The sequence below is a fragment of the Halodurantibacterium flavum genome, from assembly GCF_042681825.1.
GTDB lineage: Bacteria > Pseudomonadota > Alphaproteobacteria > Rhodobacterales > Rhodobacteraceae > Halodurantibacterium > Halodurantibacterium flavum.
This window is the reverse complement of the sequence record NZ_JBHUGH010000012.1, coordinates 227757-252282: the sequence shown is the minus strand read 5'-3', so window position 1 is coordinate 252282 and position 24526 is coordinate 227757. Positions and strand designations below refer to the sequence as shown.

Genomic DNA, 24526 nt, shown 5'->3' with positions numbered 1-24526 from the left:
TGGACCATGGCCGAAGACCGTCCCCAGCTTTACCTCATTACGCCGCCCGCCTTTGAGACCGACGTGTTCGGCGACCGGCTTGCGGCAATCCTCGACGCGGCGGACATCGCCTGCGTGCGGCTCGCCCTTGCCACCCGCGATGAGGATGAGATCGCCCGCGCCGCCGATACGCTGCGCGAGATCACCCATGCGCGCGACGTGGCGCTGGTGATTGAGCGTCACCTGCTGATGGTGGAACGGCTGGGGCTCGATGGTGTCCACCTGTCGGACATCCGCGTCCTGCGCAAGGCGCGCAAGGATCTGGGCGAAGACGCGATCGTCGGCGCCTTTTGCGGCACGACCCGCCATGACGGGATCAACGCGGCCGAGGCCGGGGCGGATTATGTGGCCTTCGGCCCGGTGGGGCAGACGCCGCTTGGCGATGGCAGCCGCGCCGATGACGAGCTCTTTTCCTGGTGGTCCGAAATGATCGAGGTGCCGGTGGTGGCCGAGGGCGCCCTGACTCAGGCGGATGTCGCCCGGCTTGCGCCGATGACCGACTTTTTCGGCATCGGCGACGAAATCTGGTCGCAGGACGACGCGCTCGCAGCGCTGCGCGCCCTTACGGCGCCGCTGGGCTGAAGGGCGCGCGCACGGCCGCCTCGCACCGGGCGGCCAGCGCCTTGCGGTCGGCGAAATCCGAAACGCGGACGGGCGGATGAAAGATCACCTCGGCCGCGCCCTGCCGGGGCTGGGCAAGAACTCGCAGCAGGTGCGGCCCGAACGCCATATCACCCCACCAGCCGTAAAAACGGGGATCGGCGCCGTCCGGCGCGTGATAGATCACGCTCACCGGCTGGATTTCCAGGATATCGTCCAGACCGTCGCTGAAGAACGCCGCGAACAGGGTCGACTTGAACGGCAGCACGCGGCGGCCATCGGTGCTCGTGCCCTCCGGAAAGAACAAGAGCCTGTGCCCCGCCCGGAGCCGCGCCTCGAATTGCGCGCGTTGGGTCTGGGCCTCGCGCCCGCTGCGGGTGATGAAGACCGTGCCGGTCGCCCGCGCCAGCCAGCCGATCCCCGGCCAGCCCGCGACCTCGGACTTGGACACGTAATAGATCCGCTGCGGCGCGTTGAGCGTGAAGATATCCAGCCATGAGGCATGGTTGGCCACAATCGCGCCCCGGCCTGTCATGGGCCGCCCGGTCACACGCAGGCGAATGCCAAGGATCACAAAGGCCGCCCGGCAGACGAACTGGGTGATAAAGGGCGTCCACGGACGATTCAGCCCGAAAAGCGGCCGTTCGACCAGCCGCAGCATAAGCAACAACGCCAGACAGCCATAGGTCACGACCCCCAGCGCCAGGCCGCGCAGCATGACCAGCCCCCAGCCAAGCGGCGTGATGATCGGGTTTTCCGGCGGCGCCTCGGCAGAATGCCAGGTGGTCACACGCGGGCCTCTTGCTTGCGGGTGTAAAAGCCCCGGTGCTTTTCGGACATGACGCGGGTGTCCATCAACAGGCAGATATCGGTCGTGTTGAAGGCATGATCGACAAAGGCACCGTCGCCAACGAAGCCGCCAAGCCGGATATAGGCCTTGATGAGCGCAGGCGTCAGCCGCATCGCCTCGCGCCGGTCGATCGCGTCGGGCGGCAAAAGATCCATGGACTGGAAATGATCCGGCTGCACGCGCACGCGCAGCCCCTCGGGTGCCAGGTGGTTGCGGTAAAGATAGCTCAGCGGCTGGCGCAGCGCCTCGATATCCGTGCCGTGAAAGCTCGCGACCCCGAACAGGATCTCGATTTCCCGGCGCAGGACGTAATCGGCCAGCCCGTTCCAGAGGTGGAACATCGCCGTGCCGCCGCGATACTCGGCATGGACGCAGGACCGCCCCAGTTCCAGCAACCGCCGCCCCGACGCCTTGAGCGGCGCAAGATCGTATTCGCCCTCGCTGTAATACCGCCCGAGCTTGGCCACCCGGTCGCAGGGCAGCAGGCGATAGACACCGACCACATGGTCGAGCGCTGCGGCATCGCGGCGCCGGTCGATCAGCAACAGGTGGTCGTAATAGGGGTCATAGGCATCGCGTTCCAGCCGCCGGTCATGGTCGACCAGATCGCCGTCGCCGCCCAGTTCGGTCACGAACACATTGTAACGAAGCCGCTGCGCCGCCAGAAGGTCACGTTCTTCCGTGGCCAGTCTCAGTTCGAAATGCGGCTCTTCCGGGGTCATCAGATCGCTGTCGTTGGGCAGGCGGCCCGAAAGGGCCAGACCGTGGGCCGGTTGTAGGGCGTGCGCGACAATTATGCAACTGAAACAGGCAGCGGCGTAACGTCACCGCGACACAACCTTGAGTTGTTAAACGCTTTGTTTACCGTTTTCAGGAATCGTGAACCAGCAACAAACCAACTCTCTGGCCATCAATGACAACCTTGCCCTCATGCTCGAAATTCACGGTGATGCGCGTGCCGATGCGCGACTGGACCTGCCCCAGCCCCCAATCCGGCCGGTCCGGGTGCCGGACCAGCATCCCCGGCTCAAGGATCGCATTGATGCCCAGCATGTCATCCTTCCTGTCCCGGGTCGCCGCATGACCGCCGCGACCGATATCAGCGCGCTTCTCGCCTCGCGCATCTGCCACGACCTTATCAGCCCTCTCGGCGCGATCGGCAACGGGCTGGAACTGATGATGATGGCCGGTCAGGCGCGCGGCCCCGAGGCCGACCTGATCGCCGAAAGCGTGCTGAGCGCGAATGCCCGCATCCGGTTTTTCCGGGTGGCCTATGGCGTTGCGGGGCCGCAACGCATGGGCCGGCAGGAAATCACCGGCATCCTGCGCGACATGACCTCGGGCGGGCGGCTGCGGGTCGACTGGCGCCCGACGGGCGAAGTTCCGCGCGATCAGGTGCGGCTCGCGTTTCTGGTGGTCCAGTGCATCGAAACCGCCATGCCTTTCGGCGGCACCGTCACCATCACCCAGGACGGTGAGGGATGGGAGATCGTCGGGGCCAGCCCGCGCCTGCGGGTCGATTACGCACTTTGGGACAGCCTCGAACGGCCCGAGGTCGCGCCCGAACCCGCGGCCTCGCTCGTGCATTTCGCGCTGCTTCCGGCCGAGGTGCAGGCGCAGGGCCGCCGCCTGCGGGTTGAGGTCACGGGCAGCACGATCCGCCTGCGCTACTGAGGTCAGGCGCGGATCGTCCCGTCCCCGGTCACCAGATACTTGAAGCTGGTCAGCTGTTCCGCGCCCACCGGACCGCGCGCGTGCATCTTGCCCGTGGCGATCCCGATCTCGGCGCCCATCCCGAACTCGCCCCCGTCGGCGAACTGGGTCGAGGCGTTGCGCATCAGGATCGCGCTGTCGAGCCGTGCGAAAAAGCGGCCGGCGGTGGCGTCGTCCTCGGTCAGGATCGCCTCGGTATGGCCCGACCCGAACCGGCGGATATGGCTGATCGCCGCGTCCACGTCCTCGACCAGTTTCACGGCGATGATCCGGTCCAGAAACTCCGTCCCGAAATCCCCGGCAGCGGCGGGCAGGACGCCGGGCAGGTGTTGCAGCCCCTCGCCCGCGCGCACCTCGACGCCCGCGGCCACCAGATCGGCGATGATCTCGGCGCCCAGCGTATCGGCGATGTCACGATGCAGCAGCAGGCATTCCGCCGCGCCGCAGACCCCGGTGCGCCGCGTCTTGGCGTTCAGCACCACACGCCGCGCCTTGTCCGGGTCGGCGGCCCGGTCCACATAGACGTGGCAGATCCCTTCGAGATGGGCAAAGACCGGCACGCGCGCCTCGGCCTGCACCAGCCCGACAAGACCCTTGCCGCCGCGCGGGACGATCACGTCGATCACCCCCGTCATCCGCAGCATTTCCGACACCGCCGCCCGGTCACGGGTCGGCACAAGCTGGATCGCATCTTCCGGCAGACCCGCGGCGCGCAGCCCTTCGACCAGGGCCGAATGGATCACGCCCGAGGAGTGAAAGCTCTCGGACCCGCCGCGCAGGATCACCGCATTCCCCGACTTGAGGCAGAGCGCGCCCGCGTCGGCCGTCACATTCGGGCGGCTTTCGTAGATCACGCCGATCACGCCAAGCGGCGTACGGACCCGCTGGATATGCAACCCTGTGGGCCGGTCCCATTCCGCCATCACCTGCCCAACGGGATCGGGCTGCGCGGCCACGGCGCGGAGACCCTCGACCATTGCCGCAATCCGCCCGTCGTCCAGCATCAGCCGGTCCATCATCGACGGAGAGAGACCCTTTTCCCGTCCGAAGTCGAGATCGAGCGCGTTCGCCTCGATCAGACGCGCCCGGCCAGACCAGAGCGCATCCGCAGCAGCCTCAAGCGCCCGCGTCTTCGCCTCTGGCGTCGCAAAGGCCAGATCCGCCGCGGCCTCTTTCGCGCGCAGGCCGATCGCCCGCATCAGCCCTTCGATCTCGCTCATCGCGTCCCTCACAGAACCATGTCATCCCGGTGCACCAGCGCCGCCCGGCCCGGATAGCCCAGCACCGCCTCGATCTCGGCTGAGCGGCGCCCGGCGATGGCCTGCGCCTCGGCGGCGGTGTAGCGCGCGAGCCCTTTGCCCAGCGCGTCGCCGCCAGCCCCCAAAATCGCCACCGGATCGCCCCGGCCAAAGCTGCCCGACACAGCCACGACGCCAGCCGGCAACAACGACCGCCCCTGACGTAGCGCAGCCTCGGCGCCCGCGTCGATCCGGATCATGCCCTTTTCCTTCATCGCGGCGATCCAGCGCTTGCGGGCCACCTGCGGATCGCCCTGCGCCAGAAACCAGGTGCAGGGCGCGCCGTCTTCCAGCGCGCGCAGCGGGCGCAGGACGGAACCCTCGGTGATCGCCATCGAACATCCGCCCCGCACCGCGGTCCGCGCGGCCAAGAGCTTGGTCTTCATCCCGCCCTTGGACAGGCCCGAGACCGGATCGCCCGCCATCGCCTCGATCTCGGGCGTGATGTCTTCGATCAGGTCGAACCGGCGCGCCGTCGCATCCTGTTTGGGGTTCGCGGAATAGAACCCGTCCACATCCGACAGAAGCACAAGCTGATCCGCCCCGACCGTCACCGCGATCTGCGCCGCCAGCCGGTCATTGTCGCCAAAGCGGATCTCGTCCGTGGCGACCGTGTCGTTTTCGTTCACGATGGGCACGGCACCCAGGCCCAGCAATGTCTGCAGCGTCGCCCGGCTGTTGAGATAGCGCCGGCGGTCCTCGGTATCCTCAAGCGTCACGAGGATCTGCGCCGTGGTGATGCCATGCGGCGCCAGCACCTCTTCGTAGGCGCGGGCCAGACGGATCTGGCCGACCGCCGCGGCAGCCTGGCTCTGTTCAAGCGTCAGGGCCCCGTCCGGCAGACCAAGGACTGCCCGCCCCAGCGCGATGGAGCCGGAGGAGACAAGCACCACATCGGCCTTGCGGGCCTTCATCGCGGCCACATCCTCGGCCAGGCCACGCAGCCAGTCGGCGCGCAGCCCCGTCGCCCGGTCCACCAGCAGCGCCGACCCGATCTTGACGACCAGCCGCCGCGCACGGGCAATCGCCGGTGTCAGGGTTGCCAAGGCGCTTCCTCCTCGGGGGCGGCGCGGTCCCGGGCGATCTCGGCATAGATGGCGCGCAGCACCTCCGGCAGGCCTTCGCCCGCGACGCCCGAGATCATGTAGACCCGACCGCCCGACGCGGCCTCAAGCTCCGCCTTCTTTTCGGCACGCTCTTCCTCGTCCAGCGCGTCGATCTTGTTCAGCGCGGTGATCCGGGGCTTCTGCGCAAGTTCCTCGGCATAGGCTTCAAGCTCACCGATGATGACGCCGTAGTCATGGGCCACGTCCTCGGAGGTGCCGTCGACCAGATGGAGCAGAACCGAGCAGCGTTCCACATGGCCAAGGAACAGATCGCCAAGGCCGCGCCCCTCGGACGCGCCCTCGATCAGGCCCGGGATATCGGCCATCACGAATTCCTTGCCGTCGATTCCCACCACGCCAAGATTGGGATGCAGGGTGGTAAAGGGGTAATCCGCGATCTTTGGCCGCGCGTTCGAGGTCGCCGAAAGGAAGGTCGACTTCCCGGCATTGGGCAGGCCCAGAAGCCCCGCATCGGCAATCAGCTTGAGCCGCAGCCAGATCGTGCGTTCCACGCCTTCCTGTCCCGGATTTGCGCGGCGGGGCGACTGGTTGGTGGCCGATTTGAAGTGAAGATTCCCGAACCCCCCATTGCCACCCCGCGCCAGCAGCACCCGCTGGCCCGGTTCGGTGAGGTCGGCGATCAGGGTTTCTTCGTCCTCATCCAGGATTTCCGTTCCGACCGGCACGCGCAGAACGATGTCGTCGCCGGATTTGCCGGTCATCTGCCGGCCCATCCCCGGCTGGCCCGACTTGGCAAAGAAATGCTGCTGATAGCGAAAGTCGATCAGGGTGTTCAGCCCCTCGACCGCCTCGGCCCAGACCGAGCCGCCATTGCCGCCATCGCCGCCATCGGGGCCGCCGAATTCCACGAACTTCTCACGGCGAAAGCTGACGCAGCCCGACCCGCCGCCGCCCGAGCGGATATAGACCTTGGCGAGATCGAGAAACTTCATGTTGCGATTACCTTGTGTTCTTTGTCCTACGCGATAGAGGGGAATCGCCGCAGGCTCAACCCTTGCAGGGGCGTCAGCGGGTTTGCGCCCCCGGCAGGGCAATGCGCAGGGTCAGACGACAACCTCGCGCGCGACCTGATTGCCCACGCCGAACACGCGCTTGTAGCGGGCGACCTCATCCGCCGGGCCCATGGCCTTGTTCGGGTTGTCCGACAGCTTGACCGTGGGCCGGCCATCGGCCGAAACCGCCTTGCAGACCAGCGAAAACGGCGCGAGCGCATCCCCAGCCACCAGCCCGCGAAAGTCGTTGGTCAGCATCGTGCCCCAGCCAAAGCTCACCTTGACGCGGCCGGCAAAGCGGGCGGAAAGCTCCTCGATCTTTTCGACATCGAGCCCGTCGGAAAAGATCACGAGCTTTTCGCGCGGGTCCTCGCCGCGGTCGCGCCACCAGCGGATCGCGGTCTCTGCGCCTTCGGCCGGGTCGCCGCTGTCGATACGGATGCCGGTCCAGCGGGCCAGCCAGTCGGGCGCGCGGCGCAGGAAACCCTCGGTCCCGTAGGTGTCGGGCAGGATGATGCGCAGGTTGCCGTCATGTTCCTCATGCCAGTCGGCAAGCACCTGATAGGGCGCGCGCGCCAGTTCCTCGTCGCTGCGGGCCAGCGCCGAATAGACCATCGGCAGTTCGTGGGCATTGGTGCCGATCGCCTCGACCTCTCGCCGCATGGCGATCAGACAGTTGGAGGTGCCGGTGAACTTGTCGCCCAACCCCTCGATCAGGGCCTGAACGCACCAGTCCTGCCACAGGAAGCTGTGCCGTCGCCGCGTTCCGAAATCGGCCACCCGCAGCCCCTCGACGCGGCGCAGGCGCTCGACCTTTTCCCAAAGCTTGGTCATCGCCCGGGCATAAAGCACCTGCAACTCGAACCGGCCCATCGCCCGCAGCACGGCGCGCGACCGCAGTTCCATCAGCACGGCGAGCGCGGGGATTTCCCACAGCATCACCTCGGGCCAGCGCCCTTCGAACGTAAGCTCATACTGGCCGTCGCGCTTTTCCAGATGGTAGTCCGGCAGCGCAAGGTTCTCGAACCACTCCATGAAATCGGGGCGGAACATCTGGCGCTTGCCGTAGAAGGTGTTGCCGCGCAGAAAGGTGCTTTCGCCCCGCGACAGGCGCAGCGTGCGAATGTGGTCAAGCTGTTCGCGCAGTTCGCCTTCGTCGATCAGATCGGCAAGGCGCACCGATTTGGTGCGGTTGATCAGGCTGAAGGTCACGCGCGTGTCGGCACGGTTCCGGAACACCGACTGGCACATCAGAAGCTTGTAGAAATCGGTGTCGATCAGAGAGCGGACGATCGGGTCGATCTTCCATTTATGGTTGTAGACCCGGGTGGCGATATCAGCCATCTATGCCTCCAGCAGGACGCCGGCGTTTTGCATCGCCGCGCGTTGGGCCGCCGCCGATCCGTCAAGGTCGATGGCACGGCACGCCCCTTCCAGCACGCGCACGTCAAAACCGAGCCGCGCCGCATCTAGCGCCGAATATGCGACGCAGAAATCGAAGGCGAGCCCGACCAGCGTCACGCCGGTGATGCCCCGGCTGCGCAGATACCCCTCCAGCCCCGTGGGGGTCGTGCGATCATTTTCGAAGAACGCCGAATAGCTGTCGATGCCCGCGCGGAAGCCCTTGCGCAGGATCAGATGGGCGGGATCGGTACGCAGGTCGGGGTGAAACGCGGCCCCCGGCGTGCCCTGGACGCAATGGTCGGGCCAAAGCACCTGTGGCCCGTAGGGCATTTCCGTCAGGTCATAGGCTGCGGCGCCGGGATGCTGGCTGGCAAAGGAACGATGCGTCGCGGGATGCCAGTCCTGCGTCAGGATCACGGTGCCGAAATCCTCCATCAGCCCGTTGATGCGTCCGATCACCCCGTCGCCGTCCGGCACCGCCAGGGCGCCCCCGGAGCAGAAATCGTTCTGCACATCAATGACGATCAGCGCATTCTGGCCCTGCATGGCATCCTCCGGTCGCTTTACGTCTGCGTAAGTGCGATGACCCGGCACGTCAATGCCACCGCACTTTCGCCGGGCCTTTCGCTGGCCCTTGCGCGGGGTGGCCCGGCTCGCCTATCTGCATCACATGCTGACCGTTGCCGCGCTTTACCATTTCACCCGCTTTGACGATCCGGCCGCGCTGCGCGGTCCTCTCCTTGCGCTCTGCGAGGCCGAGGGCGTGCGCGGCTCGCTGCTGCTGGCGCAGGAAGGGATCAACGGCACGATTGCCGGAACGCGTCAGGGGATCGACCATGTGATCGCCCATATCCGGTCCCTGCCCGGCTGCGAGACGCTCGACTGGAAGGAAAGCCCGGCCCCGACGATGCCCTTTGGCCGCATGAAGGTGCGGTTAAAGCGTGAAATCGTCACGATGGGCCAGCCAGGGGTCGATCCGCTTGCGGGGACCGGGCATTACGTGGCGCCGCAGGACTGGAACGCGCTCATCTCGGCGCCCGATGTGGCGGTGATCGATACGCGCAACGATTATGAGGTCGCGATAGGCACCTTTGCCGGCGCGGTCGATCCGGGCACCCGCGCCTTTCGCGACTTTCCCGACTGGTGGGCGGCGAACCGCGACCGGTTCGAGGGCAAGCGGATCGCGATGTTCTGCACCGGCGGCATCCGCTGCGAGAAATCGACGAACTTCCTGCTGGGTCAGGGGGTTCAGGACGTCTATCACCTGAAGGGCGGCATCCTGAAATATCTTGAGGAGGTCCCGGAGGAAGAAAGCCTCTGGCAGGGCGAATGCTTTGTCTTCGACCAGCGCGTTTCGGTGGGTCACGGCCTCACGCCGGGCGAACTGACCATGTGCCACGCCTGCCGCCGCCCGCTGACGCCCGAGGATCACGCGCACCCCGCCTATGAAGAGGGCGTGAGTTGCCACCAATGCATCGACGAGTTCAGCGAGGCGCGGCGGGAAGGGTTTCGCGAGCGTCAGCGCCAGATCAGGCTGGCGGCGCAACGGGGCGCGCGCCACCTTGGCGCCAGCCGCCCCGCCAAGGGCTGATCAGCCAAGCGCCAGCACGACGCCGCCCAGAACGGCACCCGCCCCCAGCCCGCGCATGATCAGACGGCCGCGGCGACCCTCAAGCTCTCGCACCAGCGTCGCACCAAGGGCCACTCCGCCCGCATGCAGCATCGCCGTCGCCAGCGCAAAGCCGGCGCCGAAAGCAGCCGCGCCGCCCGCACCCATTTCCTGCCCATGGGCAAAGCCGTGAAATACTCCGAAGAGCGCCACGATCGCAGCCGAGGCCGCAAGCGACAGCCGCATCGCAAGCGCGAGGGCAAGCCCCAGCACGATCACCGAGCCAAGGATCATCGGCTCGACCAGCGGCAGGGTCATCCCGCCAAGCGCCACACCAAAGCCCATGACCATGGCGCCCACGAACGCGGCCGGCAAAGCCCAGAGCGCGCGTCCCCCGACGCTTGCCGCCCAGAGCCCGACCGCGACCATCGCGAGGATGTGGTCGGCGCCGTGGAGCGGGTGGGAAAACCCCGCGCCAAAGCCCGCATCGGCATGATCGTGACCGGGATGCGCCCAAAGGGGCGATGCCGCCGCCGTCAGGATCGCGGAAAGGAACAGGCGCTTCATCTTCATCCCCCGAAGTGGTCTTTTGCGTCACTCTGTCCGCTGCCTTGGCCTGCATCAAGGGGCGGTCCGGCAAGATGACCGAGGGGCAGCGGCGACGCACAATTTTGCAGCGAAACGCCGCGGCTTTCAGCGGCAGGAAAACCCTAGCGCAGCGCCGCCTCGGTCTCGCCGGGGGTGCCCAGCACGTCCTGCTCCCGCGCGGCCTCGAATTCGGACGGGTCGATCAGGCCGTCGCCATTCAGGTCGATCCGGTCGAATGTCGCGGCGTCGAGATCGGGATAGCCCATCTCAAGCTCAAAGAAGGACAGGACGCCATCGCCATCTGTATCGAGCGCCTCCATCTCTTGCGCAGCCGTCTGGGCAAGGGCCGGCGCAGCCAGCAGAACGAACATCGCCGTCAGTATCGGTTTCATTTCCATCTCCTGAAGCATGTCACTCTGCGACAGAAGGCCCGAAGGGGCGGGCCGGTTCCCTCAGACCCAGGCGGGCAGATGACAGAGCGCCTCGGCCCCGGCCATGCGCTCAGACAGGTCATGCAGGGCAAAACGACCCTCCCGCTCGGATCCTGCCTCGATCAGGCGGCAGGCAAGCCAGGCGGTCACCGCGAGCCACCCCGCGCGAAGATAGCCGTCGGCGGCAAGTTCGGGCGACGCAGCGCCGGCCAGAAGATCGCGCGAAAGCGCGTCAAACCGGTCGAGCACGGCAGTTGCGGTATCGCGGGCGGCCTCGTCGCGGCAGGCAGCCACACCCGCGCGCGCCCGGTCCAGAAAGCGGCCAAGGGTCTGCCCCCCGTCCCGGATCAGGCGGCGGATCAGGAAATCCTGCGCCTGCATCCCCGTTGTGCCCTCATAGATCGCGATTACCCGCGCATCGCGCAAAAGCTGTTCGACCGGCCATTCACGGGTATAGCCCGCGCCGCCCAGAACCTGCATGGCGCCGCTTGCCGCCTGAAAGCCGGTTTCGGCCCCGAAATTCTTGGCCAGGGGCAAGAGATAGCCCGCCAACCCCTCATCGCCGTCCATGAGGGTCGAAAGCTCCAGCACCAATGCCCGCAGCACGGCCGTGGGCGCCGCGATCGCCAGAAGCTGACGGCGCACATCCGGGTGGCTGCCCAGCGGCACAGGCGGCGCATCGGGCGGGCCACCCTGCAACCGCTCGGACGCATAGCTGCGGGCAATGGCCAGCGCGCGCTGCGCGATCCCAAGACCCTGGCAGGCGGTCTGCAGGCGCATCAGCTCGATCATCCGGAAAAGCTGCGGCAGACCGCGCCCTGCTTCGCCCAGAAGGATCCCCTCGGACCCCGCGAAGCTCAGCGCGCAGGTCGGAGAGCCATGAAGGCCCATCTTTTCCTCGATCCGGGTGACGGTGATCCCGTTCCTTGCCCCGCTGTCGGTCCGGTCGGGCACCAGAAACAGGCTCAGCCCGCGGGTTCCGGCGCTGGCCGGCCCGGTGCGGGCCAGCAGCAGATGCCCGATACGATCGGCCATGTCGTGATCGCCGAAGGAAATCCAGATCTTGGACCCGGTGATCCTCCAGCCGCCCTCGACCTCTTCGGCGCGGGTGCGGATACGCCCCACATCCGATCCCGCATCCGGCTCTGATATGCAGATCGTCGCTGTCCAGTCGCCGCTGGCGAGCCGGGGCACCCATTCAGCCGCGACCGCCCCGCCCGTCTGCGTCAAAAGATGCGCCGCCGCGCGGGTCGACCCCGCCAGCATCATGAAGGCCATTGCGGCGCCTTCAAAGAACGGTGCCGCCGCCGCATGAAGCGTCAGGGGCAACCCCTGCCCCCCCGCCCCCTCGGCCAGGTCCATCGACAGCCAGCCATCCTGACCAAGCCGCAGCCACGCCCCCGCATAGCCGGGCGGCGTCGCGACGCGGCCGTCCTGCAACCGGCAGCCCGTCCTGTCGGCGACGGGATTGAGGGGCGCGAGCACACCCTCGGCAAACTTGGCGGCCTCGGACAGGATCGCCGTCACGGTTGCATCGTCGAGCCCCGCCGCCTCTGCCTGCACCTGCCAGCCCGGCGTGACCGCCATAAGGGCGCGCGTCTGTTCCAGATCGTCCATGGTCTAGCGCGGCGGCAGGCGGACCCCGCCGTCAAGGCGGATCACCTCGGCGTTCAGATAGTCCGTCTCGATGATGAAGCGGACGGTGCGGGCAAATTCCTCCGGCTCTCCCAGCCGGTGGGGGCAGGGGATCGTCGCGATGATGCCGTCCCGCACCTCTTGCGGCAGGCTTTCCAGCAGGGGCGTGCGAAAGATGCCCGGCGCGATGGTGTTCACGCGGATGCCGAACCGGGCCAGTTCCCGCGCCGCCGGCAAGGCCATCGACACGATCCCGCCCTTGGAGGCCGCATAGGCCGCCTGCCCTACCTGCCCGTCCTGGGCCGCGACCGAAGCGGTGTTGATGATGACGCCCCGCTGGCCATCCGCGTCCGGCTCGGTCTCCGCCATCATCGCGGCCGCCAGACGCAGCACGTTGAACGTGCCGATCAGGTTCACGCGGATCACCCGGTCGAAATCGCCCAGCGCCATCGGCCCGTCCCGCCCCAGCACCCGCCCGGCCGTGCCGATGCCGGCGCAGCTTACGGCCACGCGCAGCGGGCCCATTGCCGCTGCCGCCTCCATCGCCGAGGCCACGTCCGCTTCCTGCGTCACGTCGCATTCATGGGCGGTCCCGCCGATCCCGGCCGCGACGGCGTGCGCGGCATCGCCGTTTCGGTCCAGCAACATCACCCGCGCGCCATGCTCCGCCAGATGCCGCGCCGTCGCCGCCCCAAGCCCCGAACCTGCGCCGGTCACGACGGCCACCGATCCTTCTAGCTGCATCCAGACATCCTCCCTGCGGCGATACTCATTGCGCCTCGCTCAGCGCCGGTTCGATCACGCGGGGATCGTCGGAATAAAGCGCCTCGACCAGATCCGCGCGGTTCCGCAGCACGCCCCGCTGGTTGATCGACCCCTTGTCCGTCACTTCGCCCCGGTCGAATTCAAGCGGCTTTTCGATGAACATGAAGCGCGTCACGCGCGATGACGATCCCGTGGCCTTGCGCATGTGTTCGGCAAGCATCTGCGCCGCCTTCCGGCGCACGACGGGATGGGCCAGCAGGTCGGCATCCGGCAGGTCGCGCTGTCCCACCAGCGCCCGCAGCGCCGCCCAGTCGGGCAAGACCAGAGCCGCAAGGCGGTCGCGGTTTTCGCCCGCGATCACCACATCGCTTGCCATGCCTTTCATGTCGTCGGTGAAGGTCGCGCGCAGCGGCCCGACCGCCACCCATGTCCCGGTATCGAGCTTGAAGTTCTCGGCCAGTCGCCCGTCGAAGAAAAAGCCCTTGTCCGGCTGGCCCGGCACCGCAAAACGGAGCGCGTCGCCGAAACAGTAATAGCCCTCTTCGTCGAACGCCTCTTGCGTCAGCTTTTCGTTCCGCCAGTAGCCGGGCGTGACCGAAGGGCTTTTGACCCGGGCCTCCAGCTTGTCGCCCTGCGGCACGAGCTTGAGCTCGACCCCCCGCGCCGGAACGCCCAGATTGCCCGCGCGGTCCTGCCGGTCGGTGCACATCAGCGCGAAAGGCCCCGTTTCCGTGGAGCCGAACCCGCCGGCCAGAAGCACCCCGCCCGGCACCATCTGTTCCGCCACGGCGGTAAGGCGGTCCCAGACAGGCTGGCTCATGCCCGCGCCGGCATACATCATCATCGACAGATGGCGGAAGAACGTCGTCCGCAGCTGGTCGTCCGTCTCCATCGCGTCGAGCAGCATCTGATAGCCGACCGGCACGTTGAAATACCATGTGGGCGAGATTTCACGCAGGTTGCGGATGGTCGCCGTGATGGCCTTGGGCGTCGGCTTGCCGTCATCGATGTAATAGGTGCCGCCGTTATAAAGGATCAGGTTGAACACCTTGTTGCCGCTTGCGGTGTGGTTCCACGGCGCCCAGTCGACGACGACCGGCGGAACATCCCGCACGAAGGCATAGCAATCGGCGATCATCTCCTGATTGGAACACAGCATCCGCTGCGTCTGGATCACCGCCTTGGGCGATCCCGTCGTACCCGAAGTAAAGAGGAACTTGGCCACCGTATCCGGGCCGGTCGCATCAAAGGCCTGCGCCACCGCGTCGGTAGGTCGCGTGGCGGCAAGGGCCCCGAGGCTCAACGTCTCCCGCCCCGGGATCTCCCCTTTGGTGGTCAGGACCGGCACCGATGGATCGAAAACCGCCGTGATGGCGGGGGCGAACGGCGCGGCCTCTTCCACAAAGAGCAGCCCCGGCTCCAGCTGGTCGCGGATGTCGCGCAGCTTGCCATAGTCGGACGACACGAGCGAATAGGCCGGCGCAATGGCCGCCGAGGGAACCCCCACATGTTGCGCCGCCAGCGCCACGAGGGCATGGCTGATGCTGTTTCCCGACAGGATCAGAAGCGGGCGGTCCGCCGAAAGCCTCAGATCGATGAAGGCCTGCGCAAGCGACTGCACCTTTGCCGCCGCCTCGGAATAGGTGACGCGCTGCCATTCGCCGTCATCGCCACGCTGTGCCATCCAGACGCGCGACGGTTCGGTTTCGGCCCAGTGCAGCAGGCGTTCATTCATCCGCGCCGGATACGAGTCCAGCGGGGCTTTCTGCCGCACATAGAACGTGCCGTCCGGCCCGGTGTGCATTTCGACCTCCGGCTGCCAAAGCGCCGGCCCCCTCGCCTGATCGGCCATGCGATCCCCCCTCAACATGCTCCCACAGGGAACCTGACGCGAAATCCGGTTTTTGTCCACACGGAAACAAAACACATGTGGACAATATCGCATCGCCCCGCTTAGGATCATGCCGGAGGAGCGGAGGAACCCATGCAGAGCAGCGATAGTTTCATCACCTATGAACAGAAGGGGGCCGTCGCGCTCATCGGATTGAACCGTCCGGCCAAGCGCAATGCGATCAGCGACAACGTGGTCGAGGCGCTGGCAGAGGCCGTCGCCCGTGCGGGCGCCGAGGCGAAGGCCGCGGTGATCCATGGTCACGGAGATCATTTCAGTGCGGGCCTGGATCTTGGCGAACATGTCGTGAAATCGCCGATCGAGGCGATCCGCGGATCGCGGCGGTGGCACGAGATTTTCGACCGGATCGAACGCGGGACAATCCCCTTCGTGTCCGCGCTGCACGGGGCCGTGGTGGGTGGCGGGCTGGAACTCGCGGCCTCGACACATCTGCGGGTGGCCGACCCCAAGACCTTCTTTGCCCTGCCCGAGGGGCAGCGCGGCATCTTTGTTGGCGGCGGCGGCTCGGTGCGCATCGCGCGCCTGATGGGCGCGGCGCGGATGACCGACCTCATGCTGACGGGCCGGGTCGCGACCCCCGAAGAGGCCGAACGCTGGGGCCTGATCCACTATATCTCGGAACCGGGAAAAGCGCTGGAAAAGGCGCTGGAACTTGCCGCCCAGACGGCGACCAATGCCGAAATGTCCAACTACGCCATCCTGAACGCCCTGCCGCGTATTCAGGACATGTCGAACGAGGACGGCCTCTTTACGGAATCGCTCATGTCCGCGCTCACCTCCGCCACGCCCGAGGCCGAGGAGCGGCTGCGCGCCTTCCTGGAAAAGCGGGCCAAGCGGCTCGATATTCCGCGTGCGGCCCATGGCTGACGACTTGCGGCCCGTGACCACGCCCGAGGCGGTGGAAATGGGGCCACTCACCGACTCGCTCGGCTTTCTGCTGCGGCTGGCGCAGCTCGCGAGCTTTGAGGATTTCTATGCGGGGCTTGCCCCCTTCGGCATCCGTCCGGGCGAGTTTTCCGCGCTGCTGATCATCCGGCAGAATCCCGGCATCCGCCAAGGCGTTCTGGCACAGCGGCTGATCATCAAGCGCGCGCATATGACCAAGATGATCCGCGCCTTCGAGGATGCGGGCTTTGTGGAACGGACCATCCCGGACGACGACCGCCGGTCGGTCGAACTGCGGCTCAGCCCCGGCGGCGAGGCGCTGGTGGCAGAACATATCGGCCATTTCACCAGCTTCGAGGCGCGTGAAAAGCTGACGCTGACCGCCGCGGAAGAATCGGAACTGCGCCGGCTGCTGCGCAAATACCTCGCGCTGCCGGAGGGGGAGAACAAATGAACATCGACGACCTGATCGCCATCGACTTCCACACCCATGCCGAGGAACCCTGCTGCGGCCCCCGCGACGATGGCTATGACGAATTTCAGGCCGGGATGGCCGCCTATTTCAAGAACCCCGCCGGGCACAACCACCTGCCCACGGTTGTCGAAACCGCCGCCTATTACCGTGAACGCAAGATCGGCGCCGTCATCTTTCCGGTCGATGCCGAGCGGGAAACCGGCTTTCGCCGCTATTCCAACGAGGATGTCGCGAAACTCGCCGCGGAGAACAGCGATGTGCTGATCCCCTTCGCCTCGATCGACCCGGCCAAGGGGCGGGCGGGCGCGCGCGAAGCCCGCCGGCTGGTCCGGGAATTCGGCGTGCGGGGCTTCAAGTTTCACCCCACCATGCAAGGCTTCTATCCCAACGACCGTTCCGCCTATGTGATGTATGAGGCCATCGCCGAAGAAGGCGCGATCGCGCTGTTCCATACCGGCCAGACCGGGGTCGGGTCGGGGATGCGCGGCGGCATGGGGATGCGGCTGAAATATTCCAACCCGATGTTCATCGACGATGTGGCGGTGGATTTCCCGGACATGCCGATTGTGATGGCGCACCCGTCCTTTCCCTGGACGGAAGAGGCGCTGTCGGTCGCGACGCACAAGCCCAACGTCTATATCGACATGTCGGGCTGGTCGCCGCGCTATTTCCCCGAAATCTTCGTGAAATACGCGAACACGATCCTCAGGAAAAAGATGCTTTTCGGGTCGGACTGGCCCGCCATCACACCCGACCGCTGGCTGTCCGATTTCGAAAAGATCGACATCCGCGACGAGGTCCGTCCTCTCATCCTCAAGGAGAATGCGAGGAAACTGCTGAGCCTGTAACCGTTACTGATCGATTCAGGGAGGAGAGATCATGAAACTACTTCAGACGACTGCGTTTGCCCTTGGTGTCGCGCTGAGCCTCGGCGCCATGGCCGAGGCGCGCGAATTGCGCACCGCACCCGCAGCGCCGCCGCCGCATCCGGCCAACGGCGTGCTCTATACCAATTTCTCGCAATACCTGCCGGAAGAAAGCGATGGCCGCCTCACGGCCCAGATCCTCGGCCCCGAGGTCGTGACGCTGGGCCAGATGAAGGACGCGCTGCAGTCGCAGCTGGTCGAGGTGGGGAACCTGCTGCCGCTCTACTTCCCCGCCGACCTTCCGAACATGGCGCTCGCGGGCGAGCTTGCCCTGACCGGGCGGAGCCCGCATGCGATGGCCGCCGCAATGACCGAATACATGGTCAACTGCGACAGCTGCCAGGAAGAGATGCGCCGCTTCGGTATCGTCTATCTGGGGTCCGGGTCTTCCGACGTTTATACCGTCCTGACCAACCGCCCCGTCGCGACGGCCGCCGATCTGCGGGGCCTGCGGCTGCGGTCCGGCGGCGCGCCGTTTTCCCGCTGGGCCGAACATTTCGGCGCGGTGCCGACGGATGTGTCGGTGAACGACCAGTTCGAATCCATGTCGCAGGGCGTGATCGACGGCACCATGGCCTCGGTTGCGGACCTTTTGTCGTTCCGCCTTGTCGAGCTTGCCAGCAACTATTCCGGCATCCAGCTTGGCACCTATCACGCCACGTCGAACTTCGCCTTCTCGCTGCCGGTCTGGCAGTCGCTTGAGGCCGAGGATCGCGCCGCGATCATCCGCGCCGCCAACCGCGCCAATGCCGACTTTACCCAGCGCTGGGGCTATGCGATGCCCGAAGAGGCGCGCGCCGCCGCCGCCGAGGCGGGGATCGAGATGATCGAGCCGGATGCCGATTTCCTTGCGGCAAGCGAGGAATTTGCGGTTGCCGACCGCCAGAACGCCATTGCCCGCGCGGAACAGCAGTTCGGCATGACCGACGCGAGCGAGCGGGTCGAAACCTTCCTCGGTCTGGTCGAGAAATGGACTGCGATCGTCGAAGAGGTCAATGGCGACCCCGAGGCGATTGCCGAACGGCTCCAGTCCGAGGTCTGGGATCAGGTCGATCCCGCAACCTACGGCGGCTGAACGGAACCGGGGCCGCAGCGATCCTGCCGCGGCCCCATTGACCACACGTTCCTTTACCTGGGGAGGGGGGAATGGAGCAGATCCGACGCGCTGTCGATGCTCTGATGAGTGTGCTTGCCACGCTTGCGGCGGTGGGTGTCCTTGCGATGATGGTGCATGTCTGCGCCGACGTGATCTGGCGACAGGTCTCGGGCGGGCCGCTGCCTGCGACGGTCGAAATCGTGTCGCGATACTACATGGTCCTCGTGGCCTTCCTGCCGCTTGCCTGGGTCGAGCGTCGTGGCGGCATGGTCAGCGTCGAGCTTCTGGAAGGCTTCATGCCGCAGGGCCTGATCCGCATCTCTGACGTCGTGGTCGCGCTGATCGCCGTGGTGGTCTATGCCGGACTTGCCTATGCAAGCTGGGGCATCGCGCTGCGCAACTACAACACGGGCACCTTCGTGACGGCGCTGCAATATGCGGTTCCGGTCTGGCCCACCTATTTCCTTGCCCCGCTCGGGTTCGCGCTGGCTGCGGTCATCGTGCTTCTGCGCGGGTTCTTCATCGCCACCAACAGGGACTGGCACAGCGCAGGAGCCGGAGAATGAACGTAGAGGCCGGATTCTGGGGCGCAGGCATACTGATCCTCCTGCTTCTGTTCCGCGTGCCCGTGGCGCTTGCGCTGATGGCGGTGTCGTTCGGCGGGATCGCCGCGCTGATCGGCGTTCAGCCGGCGCTGGGGGTCCTGTCGAACACGCCCTACAGCTTTGTCGCCAGCTGGACCATGAGCGCGGTTCCCATGTTCCTTCTGATGGGGTTCGTGGCGTTTCATTCGGGCCTGACGGGCGGTCTCTTCGAGGCGGCAAAGGCGCTCTTGCGGCGGGTGCCGGGCGCATTGGCGATTTCGTCGATCTTTGCCTGTTCAGGCTTCGCGGCGGTCTGCGGATCATCGCTCGCCACCGCCGCCGCGATGGGGCGCATCGCCATTCCGGAAATGGTGCGCGCGGGCTACAACCCGGGCTTTGCCGCCGGCTCCATCGCCGCGGGCGGGACGATCGGTGCGCTCATCCCGCCATCGATCCTCATGATCATCTACGGCGTCTTTGCCGAAACCTCGATCACCCGCGTCTTCATCGGCGGCATCGGCATCGGCATCGTCACCGCGCTGAGCTATGCAATCGTCGTGCTGGTGATCGCCTGGCTGCGCCCCGACATCGTTCCCCGCCGCCCGATCGAGGACGAAAAGCTCTCGGCCCGCGCGGCGCTTGGCAAGGTCTGGCCGGTCCTCTTGCTGATCGTCCTGGTGTTCGGCGGCATGTTCAGCGGCTTTTTCACCGCGACCGAGGCGGGCGCGGTCGGCGCGGCCGGGTCGCTCGGCTGTGCGGCGCTTGTCGGCCGGCTGAACTGGCCGGTGCTCAAGCAATCGCTGCTGGAAACGCTGATGACCTCGGCCTCGCTCTTCATCATCGGGATCGGTGCGGCAATGTTCACCCGCTTTCTGGGGATCACCGGCCTTTCGAGCTTCATCGCCAGCTATGTGAGCGATGCCGGCCTGACCTATGTGCAGCTGATGCTGATCGTGGTGCTGATCTATGTGCTCCTGGGCATGGTGATGGAGCCGTTCGGCGCGCTGCTGATCACCTTGCCGGTGCTGATCCCGATCTTCAACGCCGAAGGCATCAGCCTTGTCTGGTTCGGCGTGGTCGTGGTGAAACTGCTGGAAATCGGGATGATCACGCCGCCCGTGGGGCTGAACGTGTTTGTCATCCGGAACGTCGCCGCGAAATACGCGACCGTGGTGCAGATCTTTGGCGGGGTGGTCCCGTTCATCATCGCCGATTTCGCGGTGATCGCGCTTGTGGTGGCCTTCCCGGGGATCGTGCTGTTCCTGCCCAGCCTGCTCTGAACGAAAAAAGCCCCGGCAGTTGCCGGGGCTTTTGCATCACGTCCCACGTCCGGGGCTGGTTCAGACGCCGCCCCAGATCGCTTCGGCCGTCCTGATCACCAGCTCCAGCTTGCGCCGCTGATCGTCAAACGCGACCGCGTTCCCTTCCTCGGTCGAGGCGAACCCGCATTGCGGCGCGATTCCAAGCTGGTCGAGATCGGCGTATTTCGCCGCCTCGTCGAACTTGCGGCGCAGATCGTCGATGCTTTCCATCTCGCCGGTCTTGGTCGTGATGAAGCCCGGCAGAACGCGCTGCTTGCCCTTGGCCAGCAGGCGCAGCGGTTCCAGCCCGCCCGCGCGTTCGGTGTCATACTCCATGAAGAAGATATCGACACCGGTCTTGTTGAAGACGGCATCCGCCGCCAGGTCATAGGCCCCCTCGGCCGCGTGGGTGGACCGGAAGTTGCCCCGGCACATATGCATCCCGATCACCATGTCGGCCGGGCGGTCCTTGATCGCGTCATGCATCATCTTTGCATACTGCTCGATCAGCCAGTCCGGATCCTGCCCTTCGGCGGCCTTGGCGGCGCGGTGCTTGGGGTCACAGAGATAGGCGAAAAAGATGTCGTCCATCTGCAGATAGCGGCAGCCGGCCTCATAGAATTTCGCCACCGCCTTTGCATAGGTCGCCGCCAGATCGGCAAAGAGAACCTCTGCGTCCTGATATTCGACCGGGTGGATATCGGCCTTGGCGGTGCGGAAATGGCAGCAGGACGGCCCGGGGATCGAGATCTTGGGCACGACACCCGTGTTCCCGGCGACAAACCGGAAATGCTCGAGCATCGGATGATCGTCGGGAAAGTCGAGCTTGCCCTTGATCGTCGGGAAGACCGGGCGGAGCTTGACGCCCGCGAACTGGGCGCCCTGTTCCGGGTCGCGTTCCTCCATGTCGAAGCCCGTCAGCATCCCCATGAAGTCGTAATGCCAGAAGGACCGGCGGATTTCGCCGTCGGTCACGGCCTTGAAGCCAATGTCTTCCTGCATCCGGATCACATCGCGGATCGCCTCATCCTCGGCGGCACGCAGTTCGGCGGCATTGTCGGCGCCCTCGGCACGGGCCTTGCGCGCCGCGGCGACCGCCGGCGGGCGCAACAGGCTGCCGACATGATCGGCGCGGAACGGAGGGGTCAGTGTCATGGTCTTCCTTTCAGTCTATCCGGCAAGGAACTTCGGCAGCCAGAGCACGATCCCCGGAAAGGCCAGAAGCAGCACCACCCGGACGATTTCGGCCGCGAAGAAGGGCATCACGCCCTTGAAGGTCTCCATCATCGGCGTATCGCGGGCCATCGCCGAGATGACGAACACGTTCATGCCCACCGGCGGGGTGATAAGCCCCAGTTCCACGACGATCAAGGCAAGTATGCCGAACCAGATCTTGAGATCGTTCGTGCTCATCCCGAAACCGGCGCCGTCCGCACCCTGATAGAGCCCGCCGTTGAGTTCCACCAGCACCGGCCAGAAGAACGGGATGACCAGCAGGATCATCGAGAGGCTGTCCATCAGGCAGCCGAGAAGGATCAGCGCCAGAAGCAGCAGGACCAGGACCGTCATCGGCTCCAGCCCGGAATTGCCGATCCATGCGGCGGCGGCCTGCGGCAGGCCGATGCGCGACATGTAGATCTTCATCAGCTCGGCGCCAAGAAGGATCAGAAAGATCATGCCCGTAGTGCTCGCCGTCTCGATCACCGAGTCATACATCGCCCGAAGCGAGAGCTTGCGCTGCACGATCCCGAAGACGAAGACGAGGAACACGCCAACGGCGGCGGCCGGCGTCGGGTTGTAGAGCCCGCCATAGATCCCGCCCAGAACGAGGCCGAAGATCAGCAGAACGGGGATCACGCCAAGGGTCGCCGAAATGAACTCCGCCCGGTCCTTGGTGCCGCCGGCGGGGCCTGCATCGGGGACGACGATCACATAGATCGCGATCGTCAGCAGAAAGAAGATCACGGCGAGGATGCCGGGGATGAACGCGGCCATGAACATCGTGACGATGTTCGCCTCAACGATGATCGCATAGATGATGAGAACGACCGATGGCGGGATAAGGATGCCCAGCACCCCGCCCGCAGCCAGCGACCCGGTGGCGAGCGCGCCCGAATAGCGATAGCGCCGCAGTTCCGGCAGTGCGACCTTGCCCATGGTGGATGCGGTCGCAAGCGATGACCCCGAAACGGCGCCGAACCCGGCGCAGGCGGCGATCCCCGCCATCGCCGTGCCGCCCCGCATCCAGCCCAGCCAGGCGTTGGTGAAGCGGAACAACTGCTGGCTGAACCCCGCCTTGGTCGCCAGCGCCCCCATCAGCACGAACATCGGGATCACCGACAGGTCGTAGACCGAGAACTGCCCGTAGGCGAGCGTCTTGAGCTGGTTGAGCATCAGCGCCGGGCCGTTCAGAAGGGTGATGCCCACGCCGCCGACAAGGATCATCGCATAGCCGATCGGCATCCGCAGCGCGATGAGGATCAGAAGAACCAGTAGCCCGAGAAAGCCCAGGCTGGTGGGATCGGTCATGCCCGTCCTCCGCGAAGCGCGTCGCGCCCGTATTCGATGAAGTTGACCGCCGATGCCAGCGCAAGCAACGCAAGCGAGATCAGGATCGGCACGAACGCCCACCAGATCGGCACCTGCAGGATCGTCGTGGTATAACGGTAATCCCGCTGGTCGATCATGCCGTAATACATCCGCCACAGCAGAAGCAGCGCAAAGAGCAGCGCGACGATGGCCGCCACCAGCTTGAAGAGCGCGACCCAGCGCGGCGAGGCCCGCGAGGTGAAGATATCCGCGGTTACATTCGCGTCGGTCAGTTGCGTATAGGGCAGAAAGCAGAAGGCAGCGACGGCGGCAAACATCTCTGTCAGCTCGAAATCGCCGGAAAAGCGGCTGCCGGCAAAGCTGGTGACCACCGCGTAGATGTTGATCAGGACGATGGCGAGCAGCACGACACCCCCGAACACCGCCCAGGCCGTGACCAGACGTTCGACCGCACCGGGAATCCCGGTGCGGCGACAGGTTTGTGCGACGGGCGCGTCCATCAGTTGCCGGCGCTGTGTGCGGCGATACGCTCGCGCGCACGCTCGACGAGACCTGCGGCGTCGATGCCCTGGCCCGACACTTCGGCAACCCAGCGGTCGACGACCGGCTCGAGCGCGTCGCGGAAGGCCTGCGTTTCCTCGGCCGTCAGAACGATATGCTCGTTGCCCGCATCGGTTGCGACGCCGATCCCGAAGTCATCGGTGTTGCGCCAGATCTGCCCGACCTCTGCCCACCAGTCGGGACCGGAGGCATCGCGGAACGCCTGCTGGATATCCTCGGGCAGGCCGTCCCAGCGGGCCTGGTTCATCGTCACCTGAAAGACCGTGGTGCCAAAGCGATAGTTGTTCTCGCCCTCGATCTGGTAATCGGTCTGCTCCTGGATCTGCAGCGCGGGAATGATTTCCCACGGGATCAGCGCGCCCGCAACGGTGCCACGCTGCAGCGCCTGCGGCAGTTCCGGAACCGGCATCGCGACCGGCGTCGCACCCAGCGCCTCGATCACCCAAGCGCCGGTGCGGGACGGCGTGCGCAGGCTGAGCCCGGCCATATCGGTGGGCGAGCGGACCTCGCGCCCGGCGATCTGGATGCCGTTGCCGGCATGGACATGCAGGAACATGACTTCGGTGCCACGATAATCTTCGCGCAGTTCATCCAGCATGTCGAGCATGGCGAGGTTGGCCGCGGCCAGATCGCCTTCGAAAACGTTCGGAAGCTCGAACACCTCGGACCGCGGGAAAAGACCGGGAGTATAGCCGTTGACCGTCCAGATCAGATCGACCACGCCGTCGCGCACCTGGTTGATCAGTTCCGGCGGCCGGCCGCCCAGCGTCATCGCCGGATAGATCTCGATCCGGACGCGCCCGCCCGAGTTTTCTTCGACCTGACGGGCCCACGGCTCCAGCATCTGGGTCTGAGAGGGCGATTGCGCGCTCAGCGGCTGGTGCATCTTGAAGACAAATTCCTGCGCGGCGGCAACGCCCGCGGTGGCGAAGGCCAGCACTGTTGCCATTGCTGCCGTCCGGAAAATCCTTGAATTCCGCATCGCTTCCCTCCCTGCGATAATGATGATCCCCACTTGCTGTCATAGCGTTCCAATCGTCGCCAGCAAAGCGGTTCCGGGGCAGCCCTGACGGATTTTTCCTCCTGCCCCCGGTGATTTGGTGGCACAAGTGATTGACCTCGTCAACTTCTACGCACCGCCCGCAATAGCGATACAAGCCTGCGCCACAACGGAAAAGGGCGCCC

The 24526-nt window shown here is 65.9% G+C and carries 26 protein-coding genes; 9 read left to right on the top strand and 17 right to left on the bottom strand.

Annotated elements, in window-relative coordinates; translation table 11 throughout:
- Positions 1-6: 6 nt before the first annotated feature.
- The gene (locus ACFSGJ_RS16200; RefSeq protein ID WP_390264111.1) at positions 7-621 is read left to right on the top strand and encodes a thiamine phosphate synthase; all 615 of its coding nucleotides are present in this window, start codon (positions 7-9) and stop codon (positions 619-621) included.
- Here ACFSGJ_RS16200 and olsA read toward each other — a convergent pair.
- The 3 genes from olsA to ACFSGJ_RS16185 all read right to left on the bottom strand — a co-directional run bounded on the left by olsA (position 602) and on the right by ACFSGJ_RS16185 (position 2542).
- Positions 602-1429, bottom strand: coding sequence for a lyso-ornithine lipid O-acyltransferase (gene olsA, locus ACFSGJ_RS16195; RefSeq protein ID WP_390264108.1), 828 nt, complete (start codon positions 1427-1429; stop codon positions 602-604). The two genes, ACFSGJ_RS16200 and olsA, sit on opposite strands and share 20 nt — an antisense overlap.
- The gene (gene olsB, locus ACFSGJ_RS16190) at positions 1426-2211 is read right to left on the bottom strand and encodes an L-ornithine N(alpha)-acyltransferase (RefSeq protein WP_390264105.1); all 786 of its coding nucleotides are present in this window, start codon (positions 2209-2211) and stop codon (positions 1426-1428) included. The genes olsA and olsB overlap by 4 nt, the downstream gene beginning before the upstream one ends.
- Before the next feature lie 148 nt (positions 2212-2359).
- Entirely contained in the window at positions 2360-2542 is a 183-nt protein-coding gene (locus ACFSGJ_RS16185) for a DUF3553 domain-containing protein (RefSeq protein ID WP_390264103.1), read from the bottom strand.
- Positions 2543-2569: 27 nt separating this feature from the next.
- Here ACFSGJ_RS16185 and ACFSGJ_RS16180 point away from each other — a divergent pair, with 27 nt between their 5' ends.
- Positions 2570-3163, top strand: a complete 594-nt coding sequence (locus ACFSGJ_RS16180) for a histidine phosphotransferase family protein (RefSeq protein ID WP_390264100.1) — start codon at positions 2570-2572, stop codon at positions 3161-3163.
- 2 nt (positions 3164-3165) lie between these two features.
- On the opposite strand, the gene ACFSGJ_RS16175 is transcribed toward ACFSGJ_RS16180, so the two are convergent.
- From ACFSGJ_RS16175 to pncA, 5 genes are all read right to left on the bottom strand, one after another.
- Entirely contained in the window at positions 3166-4422 is a 1257-nt protein-coding gene (locus tag ACFSGJ_RS16175; RefSeq protein ID WP_390264097.1) for a glutamate-5-semialdehyde dehydrogenase, read from the bottom strand.
- An 8-nt stretch (positions 4423-4430) separates the two neighbouring features.
- Complete coding sequence (gene proB / locus ACFSGJ_RS16170; protein WP_390264206.1) at positions 4431-5537, bottom strand: glutamate 5-kinase; 1107 nt, start codon at positions 5535-5537, stop codon at positions 4431-4433.
- A complete protein-coding gene (gene obgE / locus ACFSGJ_RS16165) occupies positions 5534-6559 on the bottom strand; it encodes a GTPase ObgE (RefSeq protein WP_390264094.1) in 1026 nt (341 codons plus the stop codon). Before obgE ends, proB begins: the two co-directional genes overlap by 4 nt.
- Positions 6560-6670: 111 nt before the next feature.
- The gene (pncB, locus tag ACFSGJ_RS16160) at positions 6671-7963 is read right to left on the bottom strand and encodes a nicotinate phosphoribosyltransferase (RefSeq protein ID WP_390264091.1); all 1293 of its coding nucleotides are present in this window, start codon (positions 7961-7963) and stop codon (positions 6671-6673) included.
- Positions 7964-8569, bottom strand: a complete 606-nt coding sequence (gene pncA / locus ACFSGJ_RS16155; protein ID WP_390264089.1) for a bifunctional nicotinamidase/pyrazinamidase — start codon at positions 8567-8569, stop codon at positions 7964-7966.
- A gap of 124 nt (positions 8570-8693) precedes the next feature.
- On the opposite strand from pncA, the gene trhO reads away from it, so the two are divergent.
- Positions 8694-9614 (top strand): oxygen-dependent tRNA uridine(34) hydroxylase TrhO, encoded by a 921-nt coding sequence (trhO, locus tag ACFSGJ_RS16150; RefSeq protein ID WP_390264203.1) that lies wholly within the window; start codon positions 8694-8696, stop codon positions 9612-9614.
- Here the strand turns inward: trhO and ACFSGJ_RS16145 are convergent, their stop codons facing one another.
- The 5 genes from ACFSGJ_RS16145 to ACFSGJ_RS16125 form a co-directional block, all read right to left on the bottom strand.
- A complete protein-coding gene (locus tag ACFSGJ_RS16145) occupies positions 9615-10199 on the bottom strand; it encodes a HupE/UreJ family protein (RefSeq protein WP_390264086.1) in 585 nt (194 codons plus the stop codon). It lies immediately after the preceding gene.
- Positions 10200-10342: 143 nt separating this feature from the next.
- Positions 10343-10612, bottom strand: coding sequence for an EF-hand domain-containing protein (locus ACFSGJ_RS16140; RefSeq protein WP_390264084.1), 270 nt, complete (start codon positions 10610-10612; stop codon positions 10343-10345).
- 60 nt (positions 10613-10672) lie between these two features.
- Complete coding sequence (locus tag ACFSGJ_RS16135; RefSeq protein ID WP_390264081.1) at positions 10673-12268, bottom strand: acyl-CoA dehydrogenase family protein; 1596 nt, start codon at positions 12266-12268, stop codon at positions 10673-10675.
- A gap of 3 nt (positions 12269-12271) precedes the next feature.
- Positions 12272-13030, bottom strand: coding sequence for an SDR family NAD(P)-dependent oxidoreductase (locus tag ACFSGJ_RS16130; protein ID WP_390264078.1), 759 nt, complete (start codon positions 13028-13030; stop codon positions 12272-12274).
- A gap of 25 nt (positions 13031-13055) precedes the next feature.
- A complete protein-coding gene (locus ACFSGJ_RS16125; protein WP_390264075.1) occupies positions 13056-14903 on the bottom strand; it encodes a feruloyl-CoA synthase in 1848 nt (615 codons plus the stop codon).
- Positions 14904-15035: 132 nt separating this feature from the next.
- On the opposite strand from ACFSGJ_RS16125, the gene ACFSGJ_RS16120 reads away from it, so the two are divergent.
- The 6 genes from ACFSGJ_RS16120 (at position 15036) to ACFSGJ_RS16095 (ending at position 20209) form a co-directional block, all read left to right on the top strand.
- Positions 15036-15830 carry a crotonase/enoyl-CoA hydratase family protein gene (locus tag ACFSGJ_RS16120; RefSeq protein ID WP_390264072.1) on the top strand — a complete coding sequence of 265 codons (795 nt, stop codon included), beginning with the start codon at positions 15036-15038 and terminating at the stop codon, positions 15828-15830.
- Positions 15823-16302, top strand: a complete 480-nt coding sequence (locus ACFSGJ_RS16115) for a MarR family winged helix-turn-helix transcriptional regulator (protein WP_390264069.1) — start codon at positions 15823-15825, stop codon at positions 16300-16302. Before ACFSGJ_RS16120 ends, ACFSGJ_RS16115 begins: the two co-directional genes overlap by 8 nt.
- Positions 16299-17171, top strand: coding sequence for an amidohydrolase family protein (locus ACFSGJ_RS16110; protein WP_390264066.1), 873 nt, complete (start codon positions 16299-16301; stop codon positions 17169-17171). The genes ACFSGJ_RS16115 and ACFSGJ_RS16110 overlap by 4 nt, the downstream gene beginning before the upstream one ends.
- A gap of 31 nt (positions 17172-17202) precedes the next feature.
- Positions 17203-18324, top strand: a complete 1122-nt coding sequence (gene dctP / locus ACFSGJ_RS16105) for a TRAP transporter substrate-binding protein DctP (protein WP_390264063.1) — start codon at positions 17203-17205, stop codon at positions 18322-18324.
- A gap of 71 nt (positions 18325-18395) precedes the next feature.
- The gene (locus ACFSGJ_RS16100) at positions 18396-18911 is read left to right on the top strand and encodes a TRAP transporter small permease (protein ID WP_390264060.1); all 516 of its coding nucleotides are present in this window, start codon (positions 18396-18398) and stop codon (positions 18909-18911) included.
- Positions 18908-20209 carry a TRAP transporter large permease gene (locus ACFSGJ_RS16095; RefSeq protein WP_390264057.1) on the top strand — a complete coding sequence of 434 codons (1302 nt, stop codon included), beginning with the start codon at positions 18908-18910 and terminating at the stop codon, positions 20207-20209. Before ACFSGJ_RS16100 ends, ACFSGJ_RS16095 begins: the two co-directional genes overlap by 4 nt.
- Before the next feature lie 60 nt (positions 20210-20269).
- On the opposite strand, the gene ACFSGJ_RS16090 is transcribed toward ACFSGJ_RS16095, so the two are convergent.
- The 4 genes from ACFSGJ_RS16090 to ACFSGJ_RS16075 are packed head-to-tail and all read right to left on the bottom strand — an operon-like array spanning position 20270 to position 24290.
- Positions 20270-21385, bottom strand: coding sequence for a 5-methyltetrahydropteroyltriglutamate--homocysteine S-methyltransferase (locus tag ACFSGJ_RS16090; protein ID WP_390264054.1), 1116 nt, complete (start codon positions 21383-21385; stop codon positions 20270-20272).
- Between the two features lie 15 nt (positions 21386-21400).
- Positions 21401-22759, bottom strand: coding sequence for a TRAP transporter large permease (locus tag ACFSGJ_RS16085; RefSeq protein WP_390264052.1), 1359 nt, complete (start codon positions 22757-22759; stop codon positions 21401-21403).
- Positions 22756-23280, bottom strand: a complete 525-nt coding sequence (locus tag ACFSGJ_RS16080) for a TRAP transporter small permease (protein ID WP_390264049.1) — start codon at positions 23278-23280, stop codon at positions 22756-22758. The genes ACFSGJ_RS16085 and ACFSGJ_RS16080 overlap by 4 nt, the downstream gene beginning before the upstream one ends.
- Positions 23280-24290 carry a TRAP transporter substrate-binding protein gene (locus ACFSGJ_RS16075; RefSeq protein WP_390264047.1) on the bottom strand — a complete coding sequence of 337 codons (1011 nt, stop codon included), beginning with the start codon at positions 24288-24290 and terminating at the stop codon, positions 23280-23282. The genes ACFSGJ_RS16080 and ACFSGJ_RS16075 overlap by 1 nt, the downstream gene beginning before the upstream one ends.
- Between the last annotated feature and the right edge of the window lie 236 nt (positions 24291-24526).

Bases quoted from the DNA above. Each gene is read 5' to 3' on its own strand.
- ACFSGJ_RS16100 (WP_390264060.1), top strand. From the start codon at position 18,396: ATGGAGCAGATCCGACGCGCTGTCGATGCTCTGATGAGTGTGCTTGCC.
- obgE (WP_390264094.1), bottom strand. From the start codon at position 6,559: ATGAAGTTTCTCGATCTCGCCAAGGTCTATATCCGCTCGGGCGGCGGC.
- pncB (WP_390264091.1), bottom strand. From the start codon at position 7,963: ATGGCTGATATCGCCACCCGGGTCTACAACCATAAATGGAAGATCGAC.
- ACFSGJ_RS16110 (WP_390264066.1), top strand. From the start codon at position 16,299: ATGAACATCGACGACCTGATCGCCATCGACTTCCACACCCATGCCGAG.
- ACFSGJ_RS16135 (WP_390264081.1), bottom strand. From the start codon at position 12,268: ATGGACGATCTGGAACAGACGCGCGCCCTTATGGCGGTCACGCCGGGC.
- olsB (WP_390264105.1), bottom strand. From the start codon at position 2,211: ATGACCCCGGAAGAGCCGCATTTCGAACTGAGACTGGCCACGGAAGAA.
- ACFSGJ_RS16175 (WP_390264097.1), bottom strand. From the start codon at position 4,422: ATGAGCGAGATCGAAGGGCTGATGCGGGCGATCGGCCTGCGCGCGAAA.
- ACFSGJ_RS16145 (WP_390264086.1), bottom strand. From the start codon at position 10,199: ATGAAGCGCCTGTTCCTTTCCGCGATCCTGACGGCGGCGGCATCGCCC.
- ACFSGJ_RS16090 (WP_390264054.1), bottom strand. From the start codon at position 21,385: ATGACACTGACCCCTCCGTTCCGCGCCGATCATGTCGGCAGCCTGTTG.
- dctP (WP_390264063.1), top strand. From the start codon at position 17,203: ATGAAACTACTTCAGACGACTGCGTTTGCCCTTGGTGTCGCGCTGAGC.
- ACFSGJ_RS16200 (WP_390264111.1), top strand. From the start codon at position 7: ATGGCCGAAGACCGTCCCCAGCTTTACCTCATTACGCCGCCCGCCTTT.
- ACFSGJ_RS16095 (WP_390264057.1), top strand. From the start codon at position 18,908: ATGAACGTAGAGGCCGGATTCTGGGGCGCAGGCATACTGATCCTCCTG.
- ACFSGJ_RS16180 (WP_390264100.1), top strand. From the start codon at position 2,570: ATGACCGCCGCGACCGATATCAGCGCGCTTCTCGCCTCGCGCATCTGC.
- ACFSGJ_RS16085 (WP_390264052.1), bottom strand. From the start codon at position 22,759: ATGACCGATCCCACCAGCCTGGGCTTTCTCGGGCTACTGGTTCTTCTG.
- ACFSGJ_RS16185 (WP_390264103.1), bottom strand. From the start codon at position 2,542: ATGCTGGGCATCAATGCGATCCTTGAGCCGGGGATGCTGGTCCGGCAC.
- ACFSGJ_RS16140 (WP_390264084.1), bottom strand. From the start codon at position 10,612: ATGAAACCGATACTGACGGCGATGTTCGTTCTGCTGGCTGCGCCGGCC.
- ACFSGJ_RS16120 (WP_390264072.1), top strand. From the start codon at position 15,036: ATGCAGAGCAGCGATAGTTTCATCACCTATGAACAGAAGGGGGCCGTC.
- pncA (WP_390264089.1), bottom strand. From the start codon at position 8,569: ATGCAGGGCCAGAATGCGCTGATCGTCATTGATGTGCAGAACGATTTC.
- ACFSGJ_RS16130 (WP_390264078.1), bottom strand. From the start codon at position 13,030: ATGCAGCTAGAAGGATCGGTGGCCGTCGTGACCGGCGCAGGTTCGGGG.
- trhO (WP_390264203.1), top strand. From the start codon at position 8,694: ATGCTGACCGTTGCCGCGCTTTACCATTTCACCCGCTTTGACGATCCG.
- ACFSGJ_RS16125 (WP_390264075.1), bottom strand. From the start codon at position 14,903: ATGGCCGATCAGGCGAGGGGGCCGGCGCTTTGGCAGCCGGAGGTCGAA.
- ACFSGJ_RS16080 (WP_390264049.1), bottom strand. From the start codon at position 23,280: ATGGACGCGCCCGTCGCACAAACCTGTCGCCGCACCGGGATTCCCGGT.
- ACFSGJ_RS16075 (WP_390264047.1), bottom strand. From the start codon at position 24,290: ATGGCAACAGTGCTGGCCTTCGCCACCGCGGGCGTTGCCGCCGCGCAG.
- ACFSGJ_RS16115 (WP_390264069.1), top strand. From the start codon at position 15,823: ATGGCTGACGACTTGCGGCCCGTGACCACGCCCGAGGCGGTGGAAATG.